Annotated in this window: 12 protein-coding genes and 1 tRNA gene; 3 read left to right on the top strand and 10 right to left on the bottom strand. The window is 59.8% G+C overall.

What is annotated here, in order from left to right; translation table 11 throughout:
• Positions 1–2 precede the first annotated feature (2 nt).
• The 4 genes from rpsP to ffh form a co-directional block, all read right to left on the bottom strand.
• Positions 3–425, bottom strand: a complete 423-nt coding sequence (gene rpsP / locus RM6536_RS07570) for a 30S ribosomal protein S16 (RefSeq protein WP_060824656.1) — start codon at positions 423–425, stop codon at positions 3–5.
• 284 nt (positions 426–709) lie between these two features.
• Entirely contained in the window at positions 710–1,198 is a 489-nt protein-coding gene (locus tag RM6536_RS07565; RefSeq protein ID WP_060824655.1) for an NUDIX domain-containing protein, read from the bottom strand.
• Between the two features lie 12 nt (positions 1,199–1,210).
• Positions 1,211–4,045 (bottom strand): hypothetical protein, encoded by a 2,835-nt coding sequence (locus RM6536_RS07560; protein WP_060824654.1) that lies wholly within the window; start codon positions 4,043–4,045, stop codon positions 1,211–1,213.
• 118 nt (positions 4,046–4,163) lie between these two features.
• Positions 4,164–5,741 (bottom strand): signal recognition particle protein, encoded by a 1,578-nt coding sequence (ffh, locus tag RM6536_RS07555; RefSeq protein WP_005505683.1) that lies wholly within the window; start codon positions 5,739–5,741, stop codon positions 4,164–4,166.
• A gap of 358 nt (positions 5,742–6,099) precedes the next feature.
• Between ffh and RM6536_RS07550 the strand changes: the two genes are divergently transcribed.
• Positions 6,100–6,182: transfer RNA gene (locus tag RM6536_RS07550), tRNA-Leu, on the top strand.
• A 230-nt stretch (positions 6,183–6,412) separates the two neighbouring features.
• Here RM6536_RS07550 and pyk read toward each other — a convergent pair.
• Positions 6,413–7,876 (bottom strand): pyruvate kinase, encoded by a 1,464-nt coding sequence (gene pyk / locus RM6536_RS07545; RefSeq protein ID WP_005508119.1) that lies wholly within the window; start codon positions 7,874–7,876, stop codon positions 6,413–6,415.
• A 523-nt stretch (positions 7,877–8,399) separates the two neighbouring features.
• On the opposite strand from pyk, the gene RM6536_RS07540 reads away from it, so the two are divergent.
• Together RM6536_RS07540 and RM6536_RS07535 are read left to right on the top strand one after the other, a co-directional pair.
• Positions 8,400–8,972, top strand: a complete 573-nt coding sequence (locus tag RM6536_RS07540) for a flavodoxin domain-containing protein (protein WP_044150346.1) — start codon at positions 8,400–8,402, stop codon at positions 8,970–8,972.
• 652 nt (positions 8,973–9,624) lie between these two features.
• A complete protein-coding gene (locus RM6536_RS07535; RefSeq protein WP_060824653.1) occupies positions 9,625–11,547 on the top strand; it encodes a GH25 family lysozyme in 1,923 nt (640 codons plus the stop codon).
• Positions 11,548–12,480: 933 nt separating this feature from the next.
• On the opposite strand, the gene adhP is transcribed toward RM6536_RS07535, so the two are convergent.
• From adhP to trpB, 5 genes are all read right to left on the bottom strand, one after another.
• Positions 12,481–13,521, bottom strand: coding sequence for an alcohol dehydrogenase AdhP (gene adhP, locus RM6536_RS07530; RefSeq protein WP_080974471.1), 1,041 nt, complete (start codon positions 13,519–13,521; stop codon positions 12,481–12,483).
• Positions 13,522–13,963: 442 nt separating this feature from the next.
• Entirely contained in the window at positions 13,964–15,346 is a 1,383-nt protein-coding gene (locus RM6536_RS07525; protein WP_060824652.1) for a hypothetical protein, read from the bottom strand.
• A 347-nt stretch (positions 15,347–15,693) separates the two neighbouring features.
• On the bottom strand, positions 15,694–16,713 hold the full coding sequence (lgt, locus tag RM6536_RS07520; protein ID WP_060824651.1) for a prolipoprotein diacylglyceryl transferase: 1,020 nt from the start codon (positions 16,711–16,713) through the stop codon (positions 15,694–15,696).
• Positions 16,713–17,567, bottom strand: a complete 855-nt coding sequence (gene trpA / locus RM6536_RS07515) for a tryptophan synthase subunit alpha (RefSeq protein WP_060824650.1) — start codon at positions 17,565–17,567, stop codon at positions 16,713–16,715. Before trpA ends, lgt begins: the two co-directional genes overlap by 1 nt.
• Positions 17,567–18,901 (bottom strand): tryptophan synthase subunit beta, encoded by a 1,335-nt coding sequence (gene trpB, locus RM6536_RS07510; RefSeq protein WP_060824649.1) that lies wholly within the window; start codon positions 18,899–18,901, stop codon positions 17,567–17,569. Before trpB ends, trpA begins: the two co-directional genes overlap by 1 nt.
• Between the last annotated feature and the right edge of the window lie 244 nt (positions 18,902–19,145).

The following is a 19,145-nucleotide window of genomic DNA, read 5'->3' as shown; positions in this document are numbered from 1 at the left end:
AATTACTCAGCTGCTTCCTCAGCCTCAGCCTCGGGTGCTGCTTCCTCAGCAGCCTCTTCAGCCTTCTCAGCCTTGGGGGTGATAGCCTCGGGCAGGATCACGGAACCCTTTTCGGGAACAACGAACTCAGCCTTAGCCTCGACGGGCAGAACCTTGGACTCTGCCTTCTCGCCCTTGAATGCTGCCCAGTCGCCCGAGAGCTTCAGCAGAGCCAGAACCTGCTCGGTCGGCTGTGCGCCGACGGAGAGCCAGTACTGAGCACGCTCAGAGTTGATCTCGATACGCGAGGGGTGCTCGGTCGGGTGGTAAATACCAATCTCTTCGATGGACTTACCGTCGCGCTTGACGCGCGAATCAGCGATCACGATGCGGTAACGAGGATCGCGGATCTTACCCATACGCTTGAGACGAATCTTAACAGCCACTTTAGTGGTTACTCCTGTTTCATAATTTGGTGCGAGGCACACGGTTCAGCACCCGTGGGGCGGGCCATTCACGGCGCCTCTATGGACACAACGGCGCGCGAAGAGAGGGGTCGCGCGTCGCCGGGTACTCAGCTAGGGTATCAGAGCCCAAGATTTTAAGCTAGCGACACGGAAAAATAATTGCCCAAGGCACCGAATATCACTTTTAAACAGCGTTCTGTGCCCCGGGATGCACCCGGTAGCTTCCCGGCGAGCCGCAGCGTAGCCGCCGCCAGTCGAGGTTATTAGGAGTCGAGGTTGCTCATCTCCAGAGTCTCCCCCGTCTCCAGGGCGCGGTAGCACTCACGCAGACGCTCCACCATCGACGGGCGCACGTAGCCCTCTAGGTTCTCCGGAGCAACCCACTCATAGGTCACCAGCTCAGCATCCTGCAGGGTAATCTTCGTATCCGCCGCAATCACGCCGCCGTCATACATGTAGTAGGTCGAATCGCCCCACACGCCCAGCGACAGGCCGTGGAAAATCAGTAGCACGCGACCCAGCTTCACATCCAGGCCCAGCTCCTCCGCAATCTCACGCTCACAACCGGGCTTGGGCGCCTCGCCCGCCTCCACGGTACCGCCGGGAAGAATCCAGCCGTCCTTATAGTTCGGCTTCACCAGCAGCATCTCGCCGCGCTCATTACGAATCAGCGCGCCCGCCGCCAAACGGCGCGTGGGCAAGGTGGCGATAAAAGCCTTCAGCTCTTCATCGCTCAGATAGGAATCCTTCATGGCTTCTTTCCTTTAGCGGTCGGTTTTCTTCGCAGCGCGCTGCCTGATGCTACGCACTATACCCAGGGCACGCTCACGCAGTCCAGAGGGTGCCTGCTCCGTGGACGGGGCAACATCCTCCACCGTGCGGTAGTGACCCTCACGCAAATCATCAATCAGAGTGCGCTTCTTGGTCGAGCGCTCATCACTCGCGCTACCACCCGGATGCACCAGCTCAGCGTCCGCCACCGGGCGGGCATGCTTCTTCATCTGGGTTTGTTCAAAAGAACGCAACACAGTGGGAATCAGAGCAGATTCCACGGTGGCATTCAGTGCAAAGAGTGCGGCAGCCACCGAGAACTTACGGCTCGCCTTACCCTGAGCACGGCGGCGGCGCGCCACACGGGCCAGGGCCAGAGCGATAGCGCTCTGAGCCGTCACATCCGCACCCAAGACAAGACCCACACGGCGGGTCTTCGCACGAATCTGCTCCGGGGTAAGGCGCTTCTTCGAGGCAGCCTTCTTCGAGACAGACCGTGCGGAGGGAGCTACCTGCGTTGCCTGAGACGGAACGTCCTCAGCGGATACGTTCTCCGGCTGTGCGGCATCAGAGTGCGCAGCATCAGATGATGCGTCCTCAGCCGGGTTCGCCTCGGACTGCGCTGCGGCAGACTGTTCTGTTGCAGGCTGTTCCGCCGCAGACTGAGCGGAGTGCGGTGCCAGGGCAGCCCTCAAATGCGCAAGAATAGCTTCTTCCTCCTCCGGGGTGAAATTCCTGCCACCCGTAGGCTGGTTCGCCTCGTCCCTATCGAAATCGCTGTCCTGCTCATAGTGAGCCTCGAAGTCATCAAACGGCTCAGGATCCAGGACGTCTTCTTCCTCGTCAAGAGCGTCTTCCGGAAAAGACATATGGGTGTACTCGAAGGGAATATGGCCCTGGCTAATGGCATCCATCCACTCGGCGAGGGTCACGCGGCGGCCGGTCGCCACCAGCCGGTAGCTACGCTCCATGGGCGAGGTGTAGCCGCCCGGGTAGGGTTCAATCTCCTCATCCTCTTCAGAGAAAGTACATTCAGACGCATCGGCAGGCTCAGTCTCGGCAGTTTCAGTATCGGCAGGTTCAGCCGCATCAGCAGACTGCGCGAAACCCTCATCCTCGTTGCCGAAGACGCGCGCCGTGCTAATCGACGCCACATCAAAACCGGTGGTCGGCACCAGCGCCAGCTCCGTGGGAACATCCAGCAGCTGCAGCACCGACTCCAGCGCCAGGGTATTGCTCGTATCGCGCAGGTACGCGTTCAGGCGGCGACCGGTAATGGAGTCAGCCTCCACACCAAACATCGCCATGACATTAGCGATGCCCTGCTCGATTTCATCCTCATCGGAACCGAAAATCTTCGAACCCGACAGCTCCGGTGCGCTACCGGGAAGCTCCGAGAGCAAATCCTCCAGCACCCCGCCAAAACGTGCGACTTCCTCACGGCTGAGGGCACGGTTCAGGCGCTTAGGCACACGCTGCCAAGTGAACTCCTCCACGATGTTCTCGTAGGGTTCACCGAACGCCTCCAGGTACCATTCCTCATCCGAGTAGGGTTCGCGGGCGGGCTCCTCATAGACCACCAGGTGCTGCTGGTTCGCGTTGCCCTCAGCAATCAGGGCGTTGCAGTTCAGCAGGCCCAGCAGCGCCATCAAATCCACCGGATCGGCAGAAATGAGGGTCCACTCCCCCGCCGGCGCGGCAACAACCTGCCGAGTACCGGCAGGAAGGTACGCCAAAAGAAGCCCCGTAATCATGTCAATGGGCAGGTCAACGAGCATGGCGGCGTCGCCGTCCACCAGGAACTCCAGCTCACCCTGTCCGCCGGGCAGCTCCTCCCACACGGTCGCCTCACCCTCAAGGGCGGCACCGGTCACCGGCAGCTGATCCACCAGCTGCGCCACGTAATCCTCAACGGGAGTACCCACGTGCAGGTGGCCGTCAGCGACCTCCAGCACGTTCATGTAGCCCTCATCATCCACGGCGCACAGCACGTAGAGCTGCACCTGATGCTCACCCATCTCGTAGGCAATCAGCTCCGGGGAGGCGGCGGTCGCCTCAATGAGGGCGGCAATCAGCTCCTCATCGGTGGTGGAACGAGCCATGATGCGGCGGCGCTGAATCTTCTCCTCCAGCTCCATGGTCTGCTCGATGCGCTCATTGCGCTGCTTCTCGGCGGTGCGCTCCTCATCCTGGGCGCGCAGGTACTCGGGGCTATCCGATTCGCCGGTTCCGGCGGGTGCCGGGGCGCCGTCCCACATGCCGGTGAGCTTATCGACGGTCCACTCTTCGCTCTCCAGGGCGGCGGCGAGGCGGTCAACCTTCGTCCGGTCGTTCCAGGCGCGCTGCTTATCGGGGTCTTCCGCCTTCACCTCATCGTGCATGCTGCGGGCTTCACGAATGAGGTTCAGAATGGTTGCGGCAACGTCGTCAACGGCGGGATCATCGCTCTCGCTGGAGTAGACGAGGTCGCCCGCCAGCTCGGCGGAGTGCTCCCCGTACTCGAGGGCGATACGCGCCCAGACGGGGGTGTACCCGGGAAGGATGCTCGAATTATTGTCGAAGCCGTCCGCAAAGTCGTCTGAAAAGTCGCCTGCAAAGTCGCCCGAATGGTCGTCGTCGCTATCCTCTGCGGGGGCATTGGAGAAGCCCAGCGAGCCCTCCTCAGCTACAGACTCAACGGCAGACTCGTCTGCAGATTCGGTGGCAGATTCACCGGCAGGCCCCTCTACAGCATCATCAGCGAAGGCGCGCTGAGACCACGGCATAATCTGCTCATTCAGCTGATCATCCGCGTTCTCTCGATTCCAATTCTGCTCGTTCTGAGCCATTGATACCTTCCCTTCACACACCCGTTCATATGCCCAAACCGGGCACCATACCGGTACGGGTGCGCCCCGTAACCACGTGCGCACCCGTACCACCCCTTACCGGGGCTCATATTTGCTCTTACTGCAGGAACTTCTCGAAGCCCTTCGGCAGGTTCATGCTGGACAGATCCATCTCCTGGTTCTGAGCCTGCTGACCGAATGCAGCACCGGCGCGAGCCTGCTGCGCCTTAGCTGCTGCCGCCTCCTGAGCCGCACGCTTCTGCGGGTTGCCGGAGCGAGCCTTCTTCTTCTTGTTGTTCTTCGCGTTCTTACGAGCGCCACCCGCCGCAGCCGCCATACCGGGCATCTGCATACCACCGGGCATGCCGGGCATCTTGCCCGAAGCGAGCTTCTTCATCATCTTCTGAGCCTGAGCGAAACGCTCCATCAGCTGGTTCACCTCAGACACGGTCACACCCGCACCCTTAGCGATACGGGCACGGCGAGAACCGTTAATGATGCGCGGAGCCACGCGCTCGTGCGGGGTCATGGAGCGAACAATCGCCTCCACGCGGTCAATCTCGCGCTCGTCAAAGGCCTCGAGCTGCTGACGCATCTGAGCCGCGCCGGGCATCATCATGAGCAGCTTCTTCATGGAACCAAGCTTACGGATCTGCTGCATCTGAGCCAGGAAGTCCTCAAAAGTGAAGTCTTCCTGATCGATGAACTTCTTCGCCATGCGGTCGGCCTCAGCCTTATCCCACTGAGCTTCGGCCTGCTCAATCAGAGTCAGGATGTCACCCATGTCCAGGATGCGGCTTGCCATACGGTCCGGGTGGAACTGTTCAAAGTCAGTGACGTTCTCACCGGTGGACGCGAACATAATCGGCTTGCCGGTCACCGAAGCCACCGACAGCGCCGCACCACCGCGGGCGTCACCATCAAGCTTAGACAGGACCACACCGGTGAAGTCCACGCCCTCGTTGAAGGCGTTAGCGGTGTTCACGGCGTCCTGACCGATCATCGCATCGATGACGAACAGAACTTCGTGCGGCTCAATAGCGTCACGAATGTTACGTGCCTGCTGCATGAGCTCAGCGTCAACACCCAGACGACCCGCGGTATCGACAATCACCACGTCGTGCAGCTTAGCGCGAGCCTCAGCCACACCGTCACGTGCCACCTGTACGGGATCGCCGGTGGGCACGTCAAACTCGCTGGTCACACCGGGGTGCGGCGCGTACACGGGCACGCCCGCGCGCTCGCCAACGACCTTCAGCTGGGTCACCGCGTTGGGGCGCTGCAGGTCGGATGCGATCAGCATCGGGGTGTGACCCTGGCCCTTCAACCAGTGAGCCAGCTTGCCCGCCAGGGTGGTCTTACCGGCACCCTGCAGACCCGCCAGCATGATGATGGTCGGGCCGCTCTTCGCCATGTTGATGCGGCGGGTCGAACCGCCGAGGATGCTCACCAGCTCCTCGTTCACGATCTTGACGATCTGCTGGGAGGGGTTCAGCGCCTCGGAAACTTCCGCACCGAGAGCGCGTTCCTTCACGTGGGCGGTAAATTCGCGGACCACGGGGACGGCGACGTCAGCGTCGAGCAGGGCGCGGCGGATTTCGCGGACGGTTGCATCAATGTCTGCCTCGGAGAGGCGGCCCTTGCCGCGCAGGTTCTTAAAAGTTGCCGTCAAGCGGTCGGAGAGAGAATTGAACACGAGCCGTGATCACTTTCTTAACGTTGAGGTGGCCCCCAGCCGCGAAGGCGAACGGGGATGGTTAGTCAGTCTTTAAGGATACAGGATGCGCGCTTTCTCCCCCGCCTCCACCTGTGGATAAGTGGCACCGGTTCACCCTGAGCTCAGGATTTACACTCAACGTCCCCTCCCGCACCCTTCCTACATCCCTCGGCAAATGCGCGGCAGGTTCCAGACTTACCCCCTCATAGAGGCGCAACAGAAACCCTCAGTAGATGTTCCGCGCCCCGCCTCAGCCTGCTCAACACGTCAGATAGATTAGATTTTCTAGACAGCCTGGGTTAGAATTCTAAAGGTGTTACGCACAAATGCGTGATACGCCCGAGTGGCGGAATTGGCAGACGCGCCTGACTCAAAATCAGGTTCTTCGGAGTGTGGGTTCGAGTCCCACCTCGGGCACCAACGCAAAAGCGGCGGGAAAGCTTGAAGCTTTCCCGCCGCTTTTCTGTATCTACTTCTATGCCCGCGTATTTTCCGCTGTCCCCGTAACCCACCGGAAGCAAACACCCCGCAGACACACAAAACCGCCGCCCGACCGTGAGAGTTTCACGACCGGGCGGCGGTCTCTATACACCGAGCGTACAGGCTGAGAATTACCCTCAGCTACGCATCGAAAAAGATTGGTGAGCGGCTTAGCGCTTGACCTCGTCCTCCTCGTAAGGACGCAGAGCCTCGCGCTCGCCCTCAGCACCGTGGACGCGGTGTACCTGAACCATGTTGGTGGTACCTGCGCGACCTGCGGGAGCACCGGCAGCAACGACGACCAGGTCGCCAGCTTCTGCCAGACCGTTCTTCAGCAGGTACTCGTCCACGAACTGGAACAGACCTTCCTGATCGGTGATCATCTCAACCTGCTCAGCGTCAACGCCCCACAGCATGGACAGGAAGGAGCGAACCTTCGAGCTGGTGGTGAACGCGACAATCGGGGTCTCGGGACGCAGACGTGCCAGACGACGTGCGGAGTCACCGGACTGGGTGAAAGTAACGATGAGCTTTGCGTCCAGCTGGTCAGCGATGTTCACTGCTGCGCGGGTGATTGCGCCACCGCGGGTGCGGGGCTTGCGATCCAGCTCGGGCACGCGGTACAGGCCGCCCTTTTCGGTATCCTGAACGATTGCAGCCATAGCCTGCAGGGTCAGGATCGGGTACTTACCGACCGAGGTCTCACCGGAGAGCATTACTGCATCTGCGCCGTCGAGGATTGCGTTAGCGCAGTCAGAAACCTCTGCACGGGTGGGGACGGGGTTGTCGGTCATGGACTCGAGCACCTGGGTTGCCACGATGACGGGCTTTGCCCAGCGGCGTGCCATGTCGATTGCCTTCTTCTGGACGAGGGGAACCTCGGAGAAGGGCAGCTCAACACCGAGGTCACCACGAGCGACCATGATGCCGTCGAACTTGTCGATGATGTCCTGCAGGTTCTCAACTGCCTGGGGCTTCTCGATCTTGGCGATGACGGGTACGCGGATACCCTCTTCTTCCATGATCTTGTGGACGGGGTCAACGTCTGCGCCGGTACGGACGAAGGAGAGTGCAATGATGTCTGCACCCATCTTCAGTGCGAAGCGCAGGTCGTTTGCATCCTTCTCGGTCAGCGCGGGCAGGGAGACTGCTGCGCCGGGCAGGTTAATGCCCTTGTTGTTGGAGATGGGACCACCGACGACCACGCGGGTGCGAACGCGGGTGGGAGTTACCTCAATAGCTTCGAGGCGGATCTTACCGTCGTCGAGCAGGAGCTTGTCGCCGAGCTTTACGTCGCCGGGCAGACCCTTGTAGGTGGTGCCACAGATTTCTGCGGTACCTTCAACGTCTTCGGAAGTGATGGTGAAGTCTGCGCCGGGCTCAAGGTATTCCTTGCCGTTTGCGAAACGCTCGAGGCGAATCTTGGGGCCCTGCAGGTCGGCGAGGATAGCAACGTCCTTACCGAGCTTTGCAGACTCTTCACGGATGGTGTCATAGCGTGCCTGGTGCTCGGCGTGGTCACCGTGGCTCATGTTCAGACGGGCGACGTTCAGGCCAGCCTTGATTGCCTCGGAGATCTTCTCGGGGGACTCGATTGCCGGACCGATGGTTGCAACGATTTTTGCGCGCCTCATGTACCTAACCTTTGTGTGTTGTTTTGTGTGACCCCTGAGGGGTCACACTGATTTTCCGGGGAAGACTAACGTCAAATTCCCAATTATTCCCACGTGTTCTAACAAGTAACCACATGCCGGATGCGTGGGACTCTTTCTCAATTATAGGGGTTTTGCGCCCTCTTGGGTATGTTTCTCCCAGCTCTTTCCACCGAAGAACTTGTGTTTCACGTCGCATTTTATGCACCCCTTCCCCACCTACTGTTCACCTCACCCAAACCCACTTCACAGTCCCCGTGCCTCCATGTCGCCCAGAAAGTAAATTAGGGTGCTTTTTACCTATAGAAAATGGGCACTGTGCAATATTTAGTCACACTCGAGAACCTTCGGGCGTGTTTCAAAAACATAGAGACACTCAGAGTGGGCTATGAGAAGATAGATAGGGCATCCAAGGGCTGGGCGATTTCACATTTTCGCGCGCCTAGCCTATATTGGAACCCATAATTAGTATTTGAAATGCGAAATATATCTGGAAGGTTCACAGATGACTACTCGCGTGCTGATTATCTTCGGCTCCACCTACGGCTACACCGAACAGTACGCCACCTGGCTGGCAGAAGATCTGCGTGCACTCCCGCAGGCTCCCGAAGTTGAGACTGTCCCCGCCTCCAAGGTCACCCCCGAGCAGGCAGAGGCATTCGATGCTTTCGTCATTGCCGGCAGTGACTACGGTGGATTCCTCAACGGCGCACCGGCACTTCGCAAGAAGATCCTGCCGATTATTGCGCCCAAGAAGAACCGCACCGCGTTCTTCACCGTCTCCTTCACCGGTGAGTACTCGAAGAAGCTGCTGGACAAGGCCGTCGCCAAGAGCTACACCCCCGAACTGACCGAAGGTCGCCCCGTCTACCACCTGCGTGGCGGTATCGACTTTGACAAGATTTCGCTGGCTCACAAGACTGCTCTGAAGGGCCCGGTCCGCGCATGGCTCATGGCCAACCCGAACCCCAACGAGGGCATCAAGCAGATGCTCGAATGCTACAAGACCGGCAAGGCTGAGTACATCGACCGCGAGACCCTCAAGCCGCTGGTCGAGGACATCGCCAAGTTCCTCTAAGCCCTCGAAATTTTAAAAAATTCGAGGAAAAATAAACTTTCGCCTCTTCCCTCCCGATCTTTCAGCCGGACACCAGAACCTGAAAGAGCGGGCGGGAAGAGCCGAGAAAAACGTGCCAACAGGCACCATATACGTGGTCGATGACTTTTCATCTCTCCTGCATCGACCATGAAACTCCGGGTACCGGTGCGAGGCCGCGCCAAATACAGTACCCGGAACATGAGGGGTGGGTCTTTGTGTGTGCGGCCCACCCCTTTCCTTATGCCCCGACTGCGCCCCAGTTATACCCCGATTACGCCCCGACGCGGCAGTCCACAGAGTGAAACTCGCAATGCCCCGGCGTGTCACGTGCCTAAAATTTTTTTCCGAAAAATCACCCCAAGTAAATACACCGACAAACCACAAAATAAAACACCCTCTCCAAAGACGCCGAATTACTGTGCACTCCATGGAAAATATGCCGTCAGAAAGACACACCAAAACATTGCGCACAGCTGTGCAGGTACCGTAGGCTGTTAGCTGTGCCGGTCGCTTGACACGGCAACAATTGACACATCAACCTCACTCAACTGCACCCCTATTCACTCGCGCCAGAAGCCCCCACACAGGGCCACATCGACGCATCCACCTCTCAAACACAGGCAAAAAACCTATGAAGAAACTCCAGACTGCCGCACGCTCCGCGGCAGCCCGCTCCATCATGGCGTCCGCAGTCACCCTGGTCGCCGCATCCCTCACCTCCGTTCCCGCAGCCTTCGCCGCCCCCAGCGCGAGCGCAGCCGCAGAGGTCACCCCCAACGCATCCTACGAGGAGCTCACCTACGCCCCCGCCCCGGATGCATCCCTGGTCGAACGCTCCAACCCCGCCATGGGTGCGGGCGAGCGCGAACGCCTGGGCACCGCCAACGCGCGAACCGGCGCCACCTCCCCCGCTTCCACCGCGACCCTGAGCGGTATTTCCGCGACCCAGAGCTCCGCGCAGGGTCTGGGAGCTGGTCGAGCTCCGGCAGCCGGTCAGGCACTGGCACAGGGCCGCTCCGCATGGACCCCCTCCGGCGGTACCCTCGGCATGGATGTCTCCTCGCACCAGCAGAACGTGGACTGGGCGAGCGCCTACGCCGCAGGTTCCCGCTTCGCCTACGTGAAGGCAACCGAGGGCGGCTACTACGCCAACCCCTACTTCGGTCAGCAGTACAACGGTTCGGCACAGGTCGGCATGGTGCGCGGCGCCTACCACTTCGCAAACCCCCGCACCTCCTCGGGTGCCGATCAGGCACGCTACTTCGTGCAGAATGGTGGCGCGTGGACTGCCGACGGCAAGACCCTGCCCGGCCTGCTGGACATCGAGTTCAACCCCTACCCCGCCTACGGCAACACCTGCTACAACATGACCCCGGCGCAGCTGACCGCCTGGACCCGCGACTTCGTGGACACCTACCGTTCGCTGACTGGTCGCGACCCGATGGTGTACACCGCAACCTCCTGGTGGTCGCAGTGCGTGGGTTCGCAGCAGTTCGGCACCCTGCCGCTGCACCTGGCGAGCTACTCCACCGTGGTCGGCGCTATCCCTGCAGGTTGGAGCGGCTACGACATTTGGCAGTTCACCGATTCGGGCCCGTTCGTGGGTGACTCGAACTTCTTCCCCGGCACCGTGAACGATCTGAAGGTTCTGGCGAAGAACCCGAAGGCTGTGCACCGCAACTGGTCGAACGGCCAGGACCGCGCTGTGGAAGACCGTGCGGCAGAAGATCGCGCGGTACAGGATTCGAACGTGGTGACCACCGCGACCGGCTCGATTGATATTCGCACCGGCATCGGCAGCTACTGGAATAAGAATCGCTCCTTCTACGGCAACCCGATTGGCACCGAGTACTCTCTGGGTCACGGCGTGTATGCGCAGAAGTTCACCAACGGCAAGACCATCTACTGGACGAACTCTCACGGTTCGCACTGGCTGGTCACCAACGGCGGCCTGGATTATAAGTTCCGCTCGGACGTGGCACGATTCCGCGGCCTGACCACCGACGAGGAAACCCGCTCCGACACCATCGCAGTCTCCTTCGCTAACGGTGAAGGCGCCTACTGGTCCAACGCGTACGGCACCCACATCATCAATGAGCGCGGCTCCATCTACGCGACCTGGCGTGCAGCTGGCATGAGGGGCGTGCCTACCACTGACGAGCAGAATCTGGGCAACGGCATCATCAAGCAGGAATTCACCGGCAGCACCACCTACGTGTGGTCCGCACAGACCGGCACCCACCGCCTGCACACCGGCGGCGCGTTCTACCACCGTTTCCTGCAGCACCGCGGCACCTGGGGTGCACCGGTGACCGACGAAACCGCCACCTCCACGGGTGCTCAGGTGCGATTCGCCTCCGGCAAGGTACTGCTCTGGTCGGATGCGTACGGTGCGTACGAGACCAACGGTAACGGCGCAATCTTCAAGCACTGGGAGAAGAATACCGCTCGCTACGGTGCGGCACGCGGCGACGAGTCCTACGCGAACGGCGTGTACTACATGGACTTTGAGCGTGGCACGATCCGCTGGACCGCGCGGCGCGGTATCTACTAAGAGCGTGGCATTTACTCAACGGCGCGGCAGCTAATAAACACTGCAACGCGCATATAAAAACGAGGGGCACCTGGCAGAGGTGCCCCTCGTTCTTTTGCTACAGGAAGCATCTTCTGAACAACACAAAAATCAAGATGCGTTCTGCAGCGGGTGGGTTACCGAGTGAGTAGAGAACCCGGCTATGTTACCCGTGCCGGCAGGTAAATTTATAGCGTGGCGGGCGAACCACCACGAAGTCATGCAATGTCCTAAAAGCCCCGGATTAGTGTGGCGGACATAGTCCCCATTGACTATGTCCGTGGGGCCCACACTAATCGTTGGTGAGACCTCAATCCGAAGGTGTCTAGAGGGGCGCCTGACCGGAAGTAAGGACTCAACGGTGAATAACGGCACGGTACGAAGATGCTGAAATTCACCCGGGTATGGCGTTCCGTAAGAAGGAATCGATATCTAGGAGGGCCGAAACCTTCACGCGTCATATCCCGTTACATCTAGGGTAGGTGTAGCGACGTGCGAAACCTATCTCTCCGGCAAATATTACGCTTCAACCAGTGGTTGAATGTTTACAATACAAGTATGCATTTTGAGGTCTATAGATGTCAAACAAAATGCTATATTGAACTAATTTTGTGAGAATTTTGAGATATTCCCCGAATATTTCAAAATAAATTCCTGCGTATATTACGTTTAGGTGCCTAGTACTCACAGAGGAATTCGGCTCCTCGCGATAACGGCTCTCAACAATCCGGAACCCTAAAACGCCGCGTTAAAAACACTAAGGCGCACCCCGCATCGTATGCACAGCAGAAAGAGTACCCCTACTCCCCCGCCACACGGGATGCGCCCTAGGCGCTATAACCATCGAAACTACCGGCAAGACCCCAGCCGAGTGAGATCTTGAGGCCCTACCGGGCGCCTCGAACCATCGCTAGCTTAGAGGCTAGCGAAGTCCAGAACCATACGGCCGGTAATCTTACCCGCCGCCATTTCCTCGAAGACAGCCGGTGCCTCGTCAACCTCACGCAGCTGAACCACCGGAACCACGATGCCGTCAGCACCGAACTGGAACGCCTCCGCCAGATCCTGACGGGTGCCCACCAGGGAGCCCACCACGCGGATGCCGTCCAGAATAATCTTCACAATGGACAGCTCCATCATCTCCGAGGGCAGACCAACAGCCACCACGGAACCGCCCGCACGAACCGACTCGACAGCCTGGTTGAATGCAACCTTCGACACCGCGGTCACCACAGCAGCGTGAGCGCCACCGCCGGTCAGCTCGCGAATACGAGCCGGAACATCCTCAACCTCACGGCCGTTGATGACGTGGTCAGCGCCGGTCTCACGAGCCAGAGCCAGCTTGTCGTCGTTGATGTCAACAGCGATAACCTTGGCGCCGAAAACCTTCTTAGCGTACTGAACAGCCAGGTTACCCAGACCGCCAGCGCCGTAAGCAACCAGCCACTCACCGGGGCGAACCAGCGACTCCTTGATTGCCTTGTAGGTGGTCACACCAGCGCAGGTAATGGAGCTAGCCTGCGCCGGGTCAAGACCCTCAGGAACCTTCACCGCGTAATCAGCGGTCACCAGGGTGTACTCGCTCATGCCGCCGTCAACCGAGTAGCCTGCGTTCTTCACCGAACGGCACAGGGTCTCACGGCCCGAGGTGCAGTACTCGCAGTGACCGCAACCCTCGAAGAACCAAGCCACCGACACGCGGTCGCCTTCCTTCAGGGACTCAACACCCTCACCGACCTTGACGACACGGCCGATGCCCTCGTGACCCAGAATACGACCCGGAACCTCACCGAAATCACCGGAAGCCACGTGCAGGTCAGTGTGGCACACGCCCGAGTACTCAATCTTCACGAGCGCCTGGCCGTGACCGACAGCCGGAACGGGGACCTCACGGACAACAACCGAACCGTCAACCTTCTCAGGGACAACAACAGCCTTCATGGTTTCCTTGCACATAACCTAAACTCCTTAGTTATCGGTAGCCGCGCTCAAGCCGCAATCTGCAATCTGTGCCGTGCAACCTAGCGGGGTGGGCGCGTATATTCTTTACATTTCCACCGTAAAATGATGAGCCGCCAATCTAAAGGTTCACCCCCGAATATGACAGAGGGGTTATTTAGGGGTCGGCACGCGAGCGAGGATGAGCTTTCGATAAGGTCTATTCCGACCAATGCGCTAAACCGCCAAAGGTTGATATGACGCTATGACGAACCGACACAGAAGATGAGAATGCCTCCCAAACCAGCGGTCTGGGAGGCACTCAGAAAAAATTTAAATATTAAGTTTGAGGCGCATACCACCCTAAAGAAAGGGTTCAATCTACACCTATACGACTCCTACAGGCTCATAGCAGCTCTAGAAGCTCGCAGCCGCCGCCTAGAATCCGTTGAGAAGCCGCCTAGAAGCAGAAAGCAACCTCAATATAGCCGGCACCGCGCTCACCCGGACCATTCGGAGCGTTCAACGCCCAACCCAGATCCATGATGCGCACCGTAGAATCCATGAACGTACCGCCGCCAGCGCCACCGCCAGCCAGCTGCACCGAACCCACCGCATAGCGGGCACGAGCCGAATCATTATTCCACTTCTGCGACACCACACGAGCCGAAACGCTCAACGCAGCACCGGAGCCGCCGCCGCCATAACCGGCGCCACCGCCTCCAGAAACCACCGACTGGTAGCCGTTAAACAGCTCGCCAGCGTTCGACGGGCGGTTATCGGTACCCTCCGGAGTCTGATCCCACTGGTACGAATAGCTCGCCACACCATCGGCGCCCTTCGCGCGGAAACCGCTCGCACCCGCCGCACCGGCAGTCGCAGTGCTCACCAGCTTCTGGGTGGAAGTGCTCGAAAAACCAATCACCGAACCGTCAGCAGTCGGCGGGTTCAGCTTCTCACCGCCAGCACCGCCCACACCACCGGCGGCACCCGAACCCGGGTTCACCGTCAGAATCGGATTAGACTGCGCCTCGTACGAGGTGAAACCAACAAAACCGGGCGAACCGTCGCCATCACCCGAACCAGCGCCACCACCGGTGCTGAACTGGTGCTCGCCACCGGAGCTATCAAGCGAATAGTGCGCGGTCGGGCGCACAGCACCCGCATTCGCGGGGTTCGGCAGAACCGTCGCATACGACGCCAGGACGCCAGCACCGCCGCCGCCACCGGCGACAATCATGGGCACGCCGTCCACCTCAATAGCGGAGGAACCACCGCCGGACGCCGAATACAGCACAGCGCTCATGCCGCCGCGACCGGTCACACCGCCAGAAATGCGGGTCAAATCATTAATCGCAGAAACAACGTTCGCGGGAACCGGCGAAGAAGCCTTCGAGGAGCCGCCCACGCCGTAGCCGTCGCCGCCCTCGGCGGGCTTCAGCTCACCATTACCGATACCGCCCGAACCGGCAGTCAGAGTAATAGTCTGGCCGCCGCGCACAGCCATAGAACCCTCCACCATGGCGCCGGAACCGGCATCAGCCACAGTGTAGTTCGTGCCGCCAGCACCGCCCACAGCGGTAAAACGCATACGCTTAGCGCCCGCAGGAACCGTCAGCACGGCAACCTTCTTCACGCCGTCACCGGCAGTAATCATCGTCGAATCCTCGTAGGGACCGGTGCACTCGCCTTCCTCATCAGAAGCCGCATACGCCGGAATCACCGACGACGCCACAACAACCGGGGCAGCCCACGCCGCACCAGCCACCAGGCGGCGGCGCGACAGGCCCGGACGAGAAGAAGGAGAAACGGGGCGCGAAGAATCGCCGGATGAAGAGCTCACGATAAAATCCTGTACGTTGAGTGGGTGTTTCTAAACGTAGCAGGCATCATCGCTCGAAGAGCCTCATACTCCTGACGCGGGCGCCCGCCACATGCAATACCTCTATTATGCCTTCTCAACAGCCTAAATCCACGCACGGCGCCGTCACATACCAGTGTGTGAATGCTACACGCGCTTAGCAGAGCGCCAGAGTGGAAGAATGCCAGTGCAGAAGAATGCCAGTGCGGAAGCGCCAGAGTGGAAGAACAACAGAGCGCAAGAAACAGGTACAAAAAACCGCCGGACGGGGGTTCTGCCCCATCCGGCGGTTTTCTATGAATGTAGATGAAAGGCTAGGAGCCCTTTGTCTAAGAGCCCTTTGTCGAAGACTCAGAAGAGTCAGAATCCTCATTGGATTCTTCCTTCTCGGATGCCTTCTCCTCAACGTCCTCAGCAGACTCATCTGCGGCAGACTTCGGAGCGAACTCCGCAGGAGCCGGCTCAATACCCGCAGCAGCCTTCGCCGCCGCACGACGACCAGCCACCACAAAACCAGCAGCACCCAGCAGAACCAGCAGCAGAGCAGTCCACACGTGAATACGAACGCCCCAAAGCATCTCCGAGGTATCAATACGCAAGAACATCTCAATGAAGAGGCGACCCACACCGTAGTAGAACACGTACAGCCACAGAGTCTGACCCAGCTTCAGCACGCCCTTACGGCCCAGCCACAGCAACAACGCCACACCCAGCAAGTTCCACAGCGACTCGTACAGGAACGTCGGATGGAACAGCGTACCCGCCGGATACTGAGGCGGGAAATTACCGCTCGAAGCGCTAATCTCCAGGCCCCACGGCAAAGTCGTCGGCTTACCGAACAGCTCCTGGTTGAACCAGTTACCCCAGCGGCCAAACGCCTGAGCCAGCAGAATACCCGGCGCTACCGCATCCGCAAAAGCCGGGAAATTCATGCCATAGCGGCGGCAACCATACCAGGCGCCCAACGCACCGACCGACACGGCACCCATAATGCCAATGCCGCCCTCCCAAATCTTCAGGAAAGCCCACGGATCAGCAACATTCGGGCCGAAATAGCTACCCGGGTCAGTAATCAGCACGTGGTAGGCGCGGGCACCAATAATGCCCGCCGGAATAGCCCACATCGCCACGTCAAAAACGCGCTCAGGGGTACCACCCGCCGCCTTCCAACGGCGAGAACCCAACCACAAGCACACCGCCATACCCGCAAGAATACACAGGGCATAGAAATGCACACGGAACGGACCCAGCTGCAGGTACGAAACGCTCGGCGAAGGAATCGAACCCAGCGGAATCGAAGCCAGCACGTTAGCTACCGGCACACTCGCCAGCGACAGCACATCAGACATTAGCCTTCACGCCCCGCCAGCTCACGGGTCAGCTTAGCCACCGCCTCAACACCGCCAGAAGCCAAAGCCTTCACCAGCGCGGTACCGACAATCACGCCGTCCGCATACTCGCCGATCTCCTCAACGTGGGCACGAGTCGAAACGCCCAGACCCACGCACGCACGAGGCGCACCGGCAGCCTTAATGTCCGCAACCAGGGTGCGAGCCGCCTCCGACACGGAGGTGCGGGCACCGGTCACGCCCATCACCGACACGGCATACACGAAGCCGCTCGACGCCTTCGCAATAGTCGCCAAACGCTCCGGCGAAGAAGACAACGCGGCAAGGAAAATACGATCCAGACCGTACTCGTCAGAAGCCTCAAACCACGACGACGCCTCATCAGGCACCAGGTCCGGGGTGATCATGCCCGCGCCGCCGGCAGCCGCCAAATCACGCGCAAAATTCTTCACACCGTACGCCAGAACCGGGTTCCAGTAGGTCATCACGACAACCACCGCGTCGGTCGCCTCGGTAATGCGGCGGACCGCCTCAAACAGCTGAGGAAGCTTGAAACCGTTCTCCAACGCCACGCCGGTCGCCTTCTGAATCACCGGACCATCCATGACCGGATCAGAATAAGGCACGCCCAGCTCGATAATGTCCGCGCCGTTATTGCCCAGAGCAATCGCCGCGTCAATCGACTCGTCCAGGGTCGGGAAGCCCACCGGCAGGTAGCCGATCAGCGCCGCACGGCCCTGCTTCTCGCACTCAGCCAGACGAGCCGCCAGAGGCGAATCGGGGTTAGCAGTCGGGAACGTACCGTCCAACACCTCAAAGGGTGCCGCCTGAGAAATAGCGTCCTGGTAGCTCATTACTTAGCCTCACTTTCAGCCTGTGCGTTCTGTGCAGCGGATGCGGCAGCTTCCTTATTACCGGTCATCAGGGCCGAGGACGGAATCGCCTTGCCCAGACCGAACCACTTCAGAGCGGTTTCCATGTCCTTATCGCCACGACCGGACAGGCAGACAATCATCGTCTTCTCGCGTGCCGCCTCCGGATCCTCAGCAGCCCAACGCTGGCACACGCGCAGCGCACCCGCCAGAGCGTGCGAGGACTCAATCGCCGGAATAATACCCTCGGTACGGCAGAGCAGACGCAGAGCGTCCATCGCCTCGGTGTCGGTCACCGGCTCGTAGGTCACGCGACCAATATCGGACAGGTAGGAGTGCTCCGGACCCACACCCGGGTAATCCAGACCGGCCGAAATCGAGTGGGATTCAATGGTCTGACCGTCTTCATCCTGCATCAGGTACGTCATTGCGCCGTGCAGCATGCCCGGACGACCCAGAGTAATGGTCGCCGCGTGACGACCGGTATCCACACCGTCACCGCCAGCCTCAAAACCGTAAATCTCGACCGAAGAATCATCCAAGAACGCGTGGAACAGGCCAATCGCGTTCGAACCGCCACCCACGCAGGCAGCAATACCATCGGGCAGGCGGCCGGTCTCAGCCAGAATCTGCTCGCGCGCTTCCTCACCGATAGCGTCATGGAAGAAACGCACCATCGCCGGGAACGGATGCGCACCGGCGGCAGTACCCAGCAGGTAGTGGGTGTTCTCAACGTTCGAAACCCAGTCGCGCAGCGCCTCATTAATGGCGTCCTTGAGGGTGCGGGAACCGTTCTGAACCGCAATCACCTTCGCGCCCAGCAGCTGCATACGAGCCACGTTCAGCGCCTGACGCTCAGTGTCTTCCTCACCCATGTAGATCACGCACTCCATGCCGAAGAGCGCAGCCGCGGTCGCAGTCGCAACACCGTGCTGGCCCGCACCAGTCTCAGCAATCAGACGGGTCTTACCCATACGCTTAGCCAGCAAAGCCTGACCAATCACGTTATTAATCTTGTGACTACCGGTGTGGTTCAGATCCTCACGCTTGAGGAACACACGCGCACCAGCATGCTCAGAGAACTTCGGAACCTCAGTCAGTAGCGACGGACGGTTCGAATACTCAGCAGAAAGACGCTGGAACTCAGCAATGAACTCGGGGTCGTTCTTCGCCTCGTTAAAGGTTGCCTCCAGCTCATCCATGGCGGCAATCAGCGACTCGGGCATCCACCGCCCGCCGTACTCACCAAAATAGGGGCCGGGGGCATTCTTCAACGACTCGCCGTTGAGGAAAGCATCTGCCAGGTTCTCGCTCATCACTATTCCTTCCCTGGATGGTTACCGCCGGATGCGCGCCGCGGGTAGGGCGGGGCATCAGGCCTGATCACAGCGAAACACCACGCAACCGCGGGTAGGGCGGGGCGGTGTTCGCACATATCCCCCTATAGTACCCGGGCGCAGGCGGTGAACAGTACCCTGGGGTGCACATGACCATTCCTAGGACATGTGACGTTCGCCAGAGTGGGTGCGCGCACGGGTATGAGGTGGCTCGTCTGGCAAG

Origin of the sequence: Rothia mucilaginosa, from assembly GCF_001548235.1 — a bacterium.
GTDB lineage: Bacteria > Actinomycetota > Actinomycetes > Actinomycetales > Micrococcaceae > Rothia > Rothia mucilaginosa_B.
This window is presented reverse-complemented; position numbering and strand designations above follow the sequence as displayed.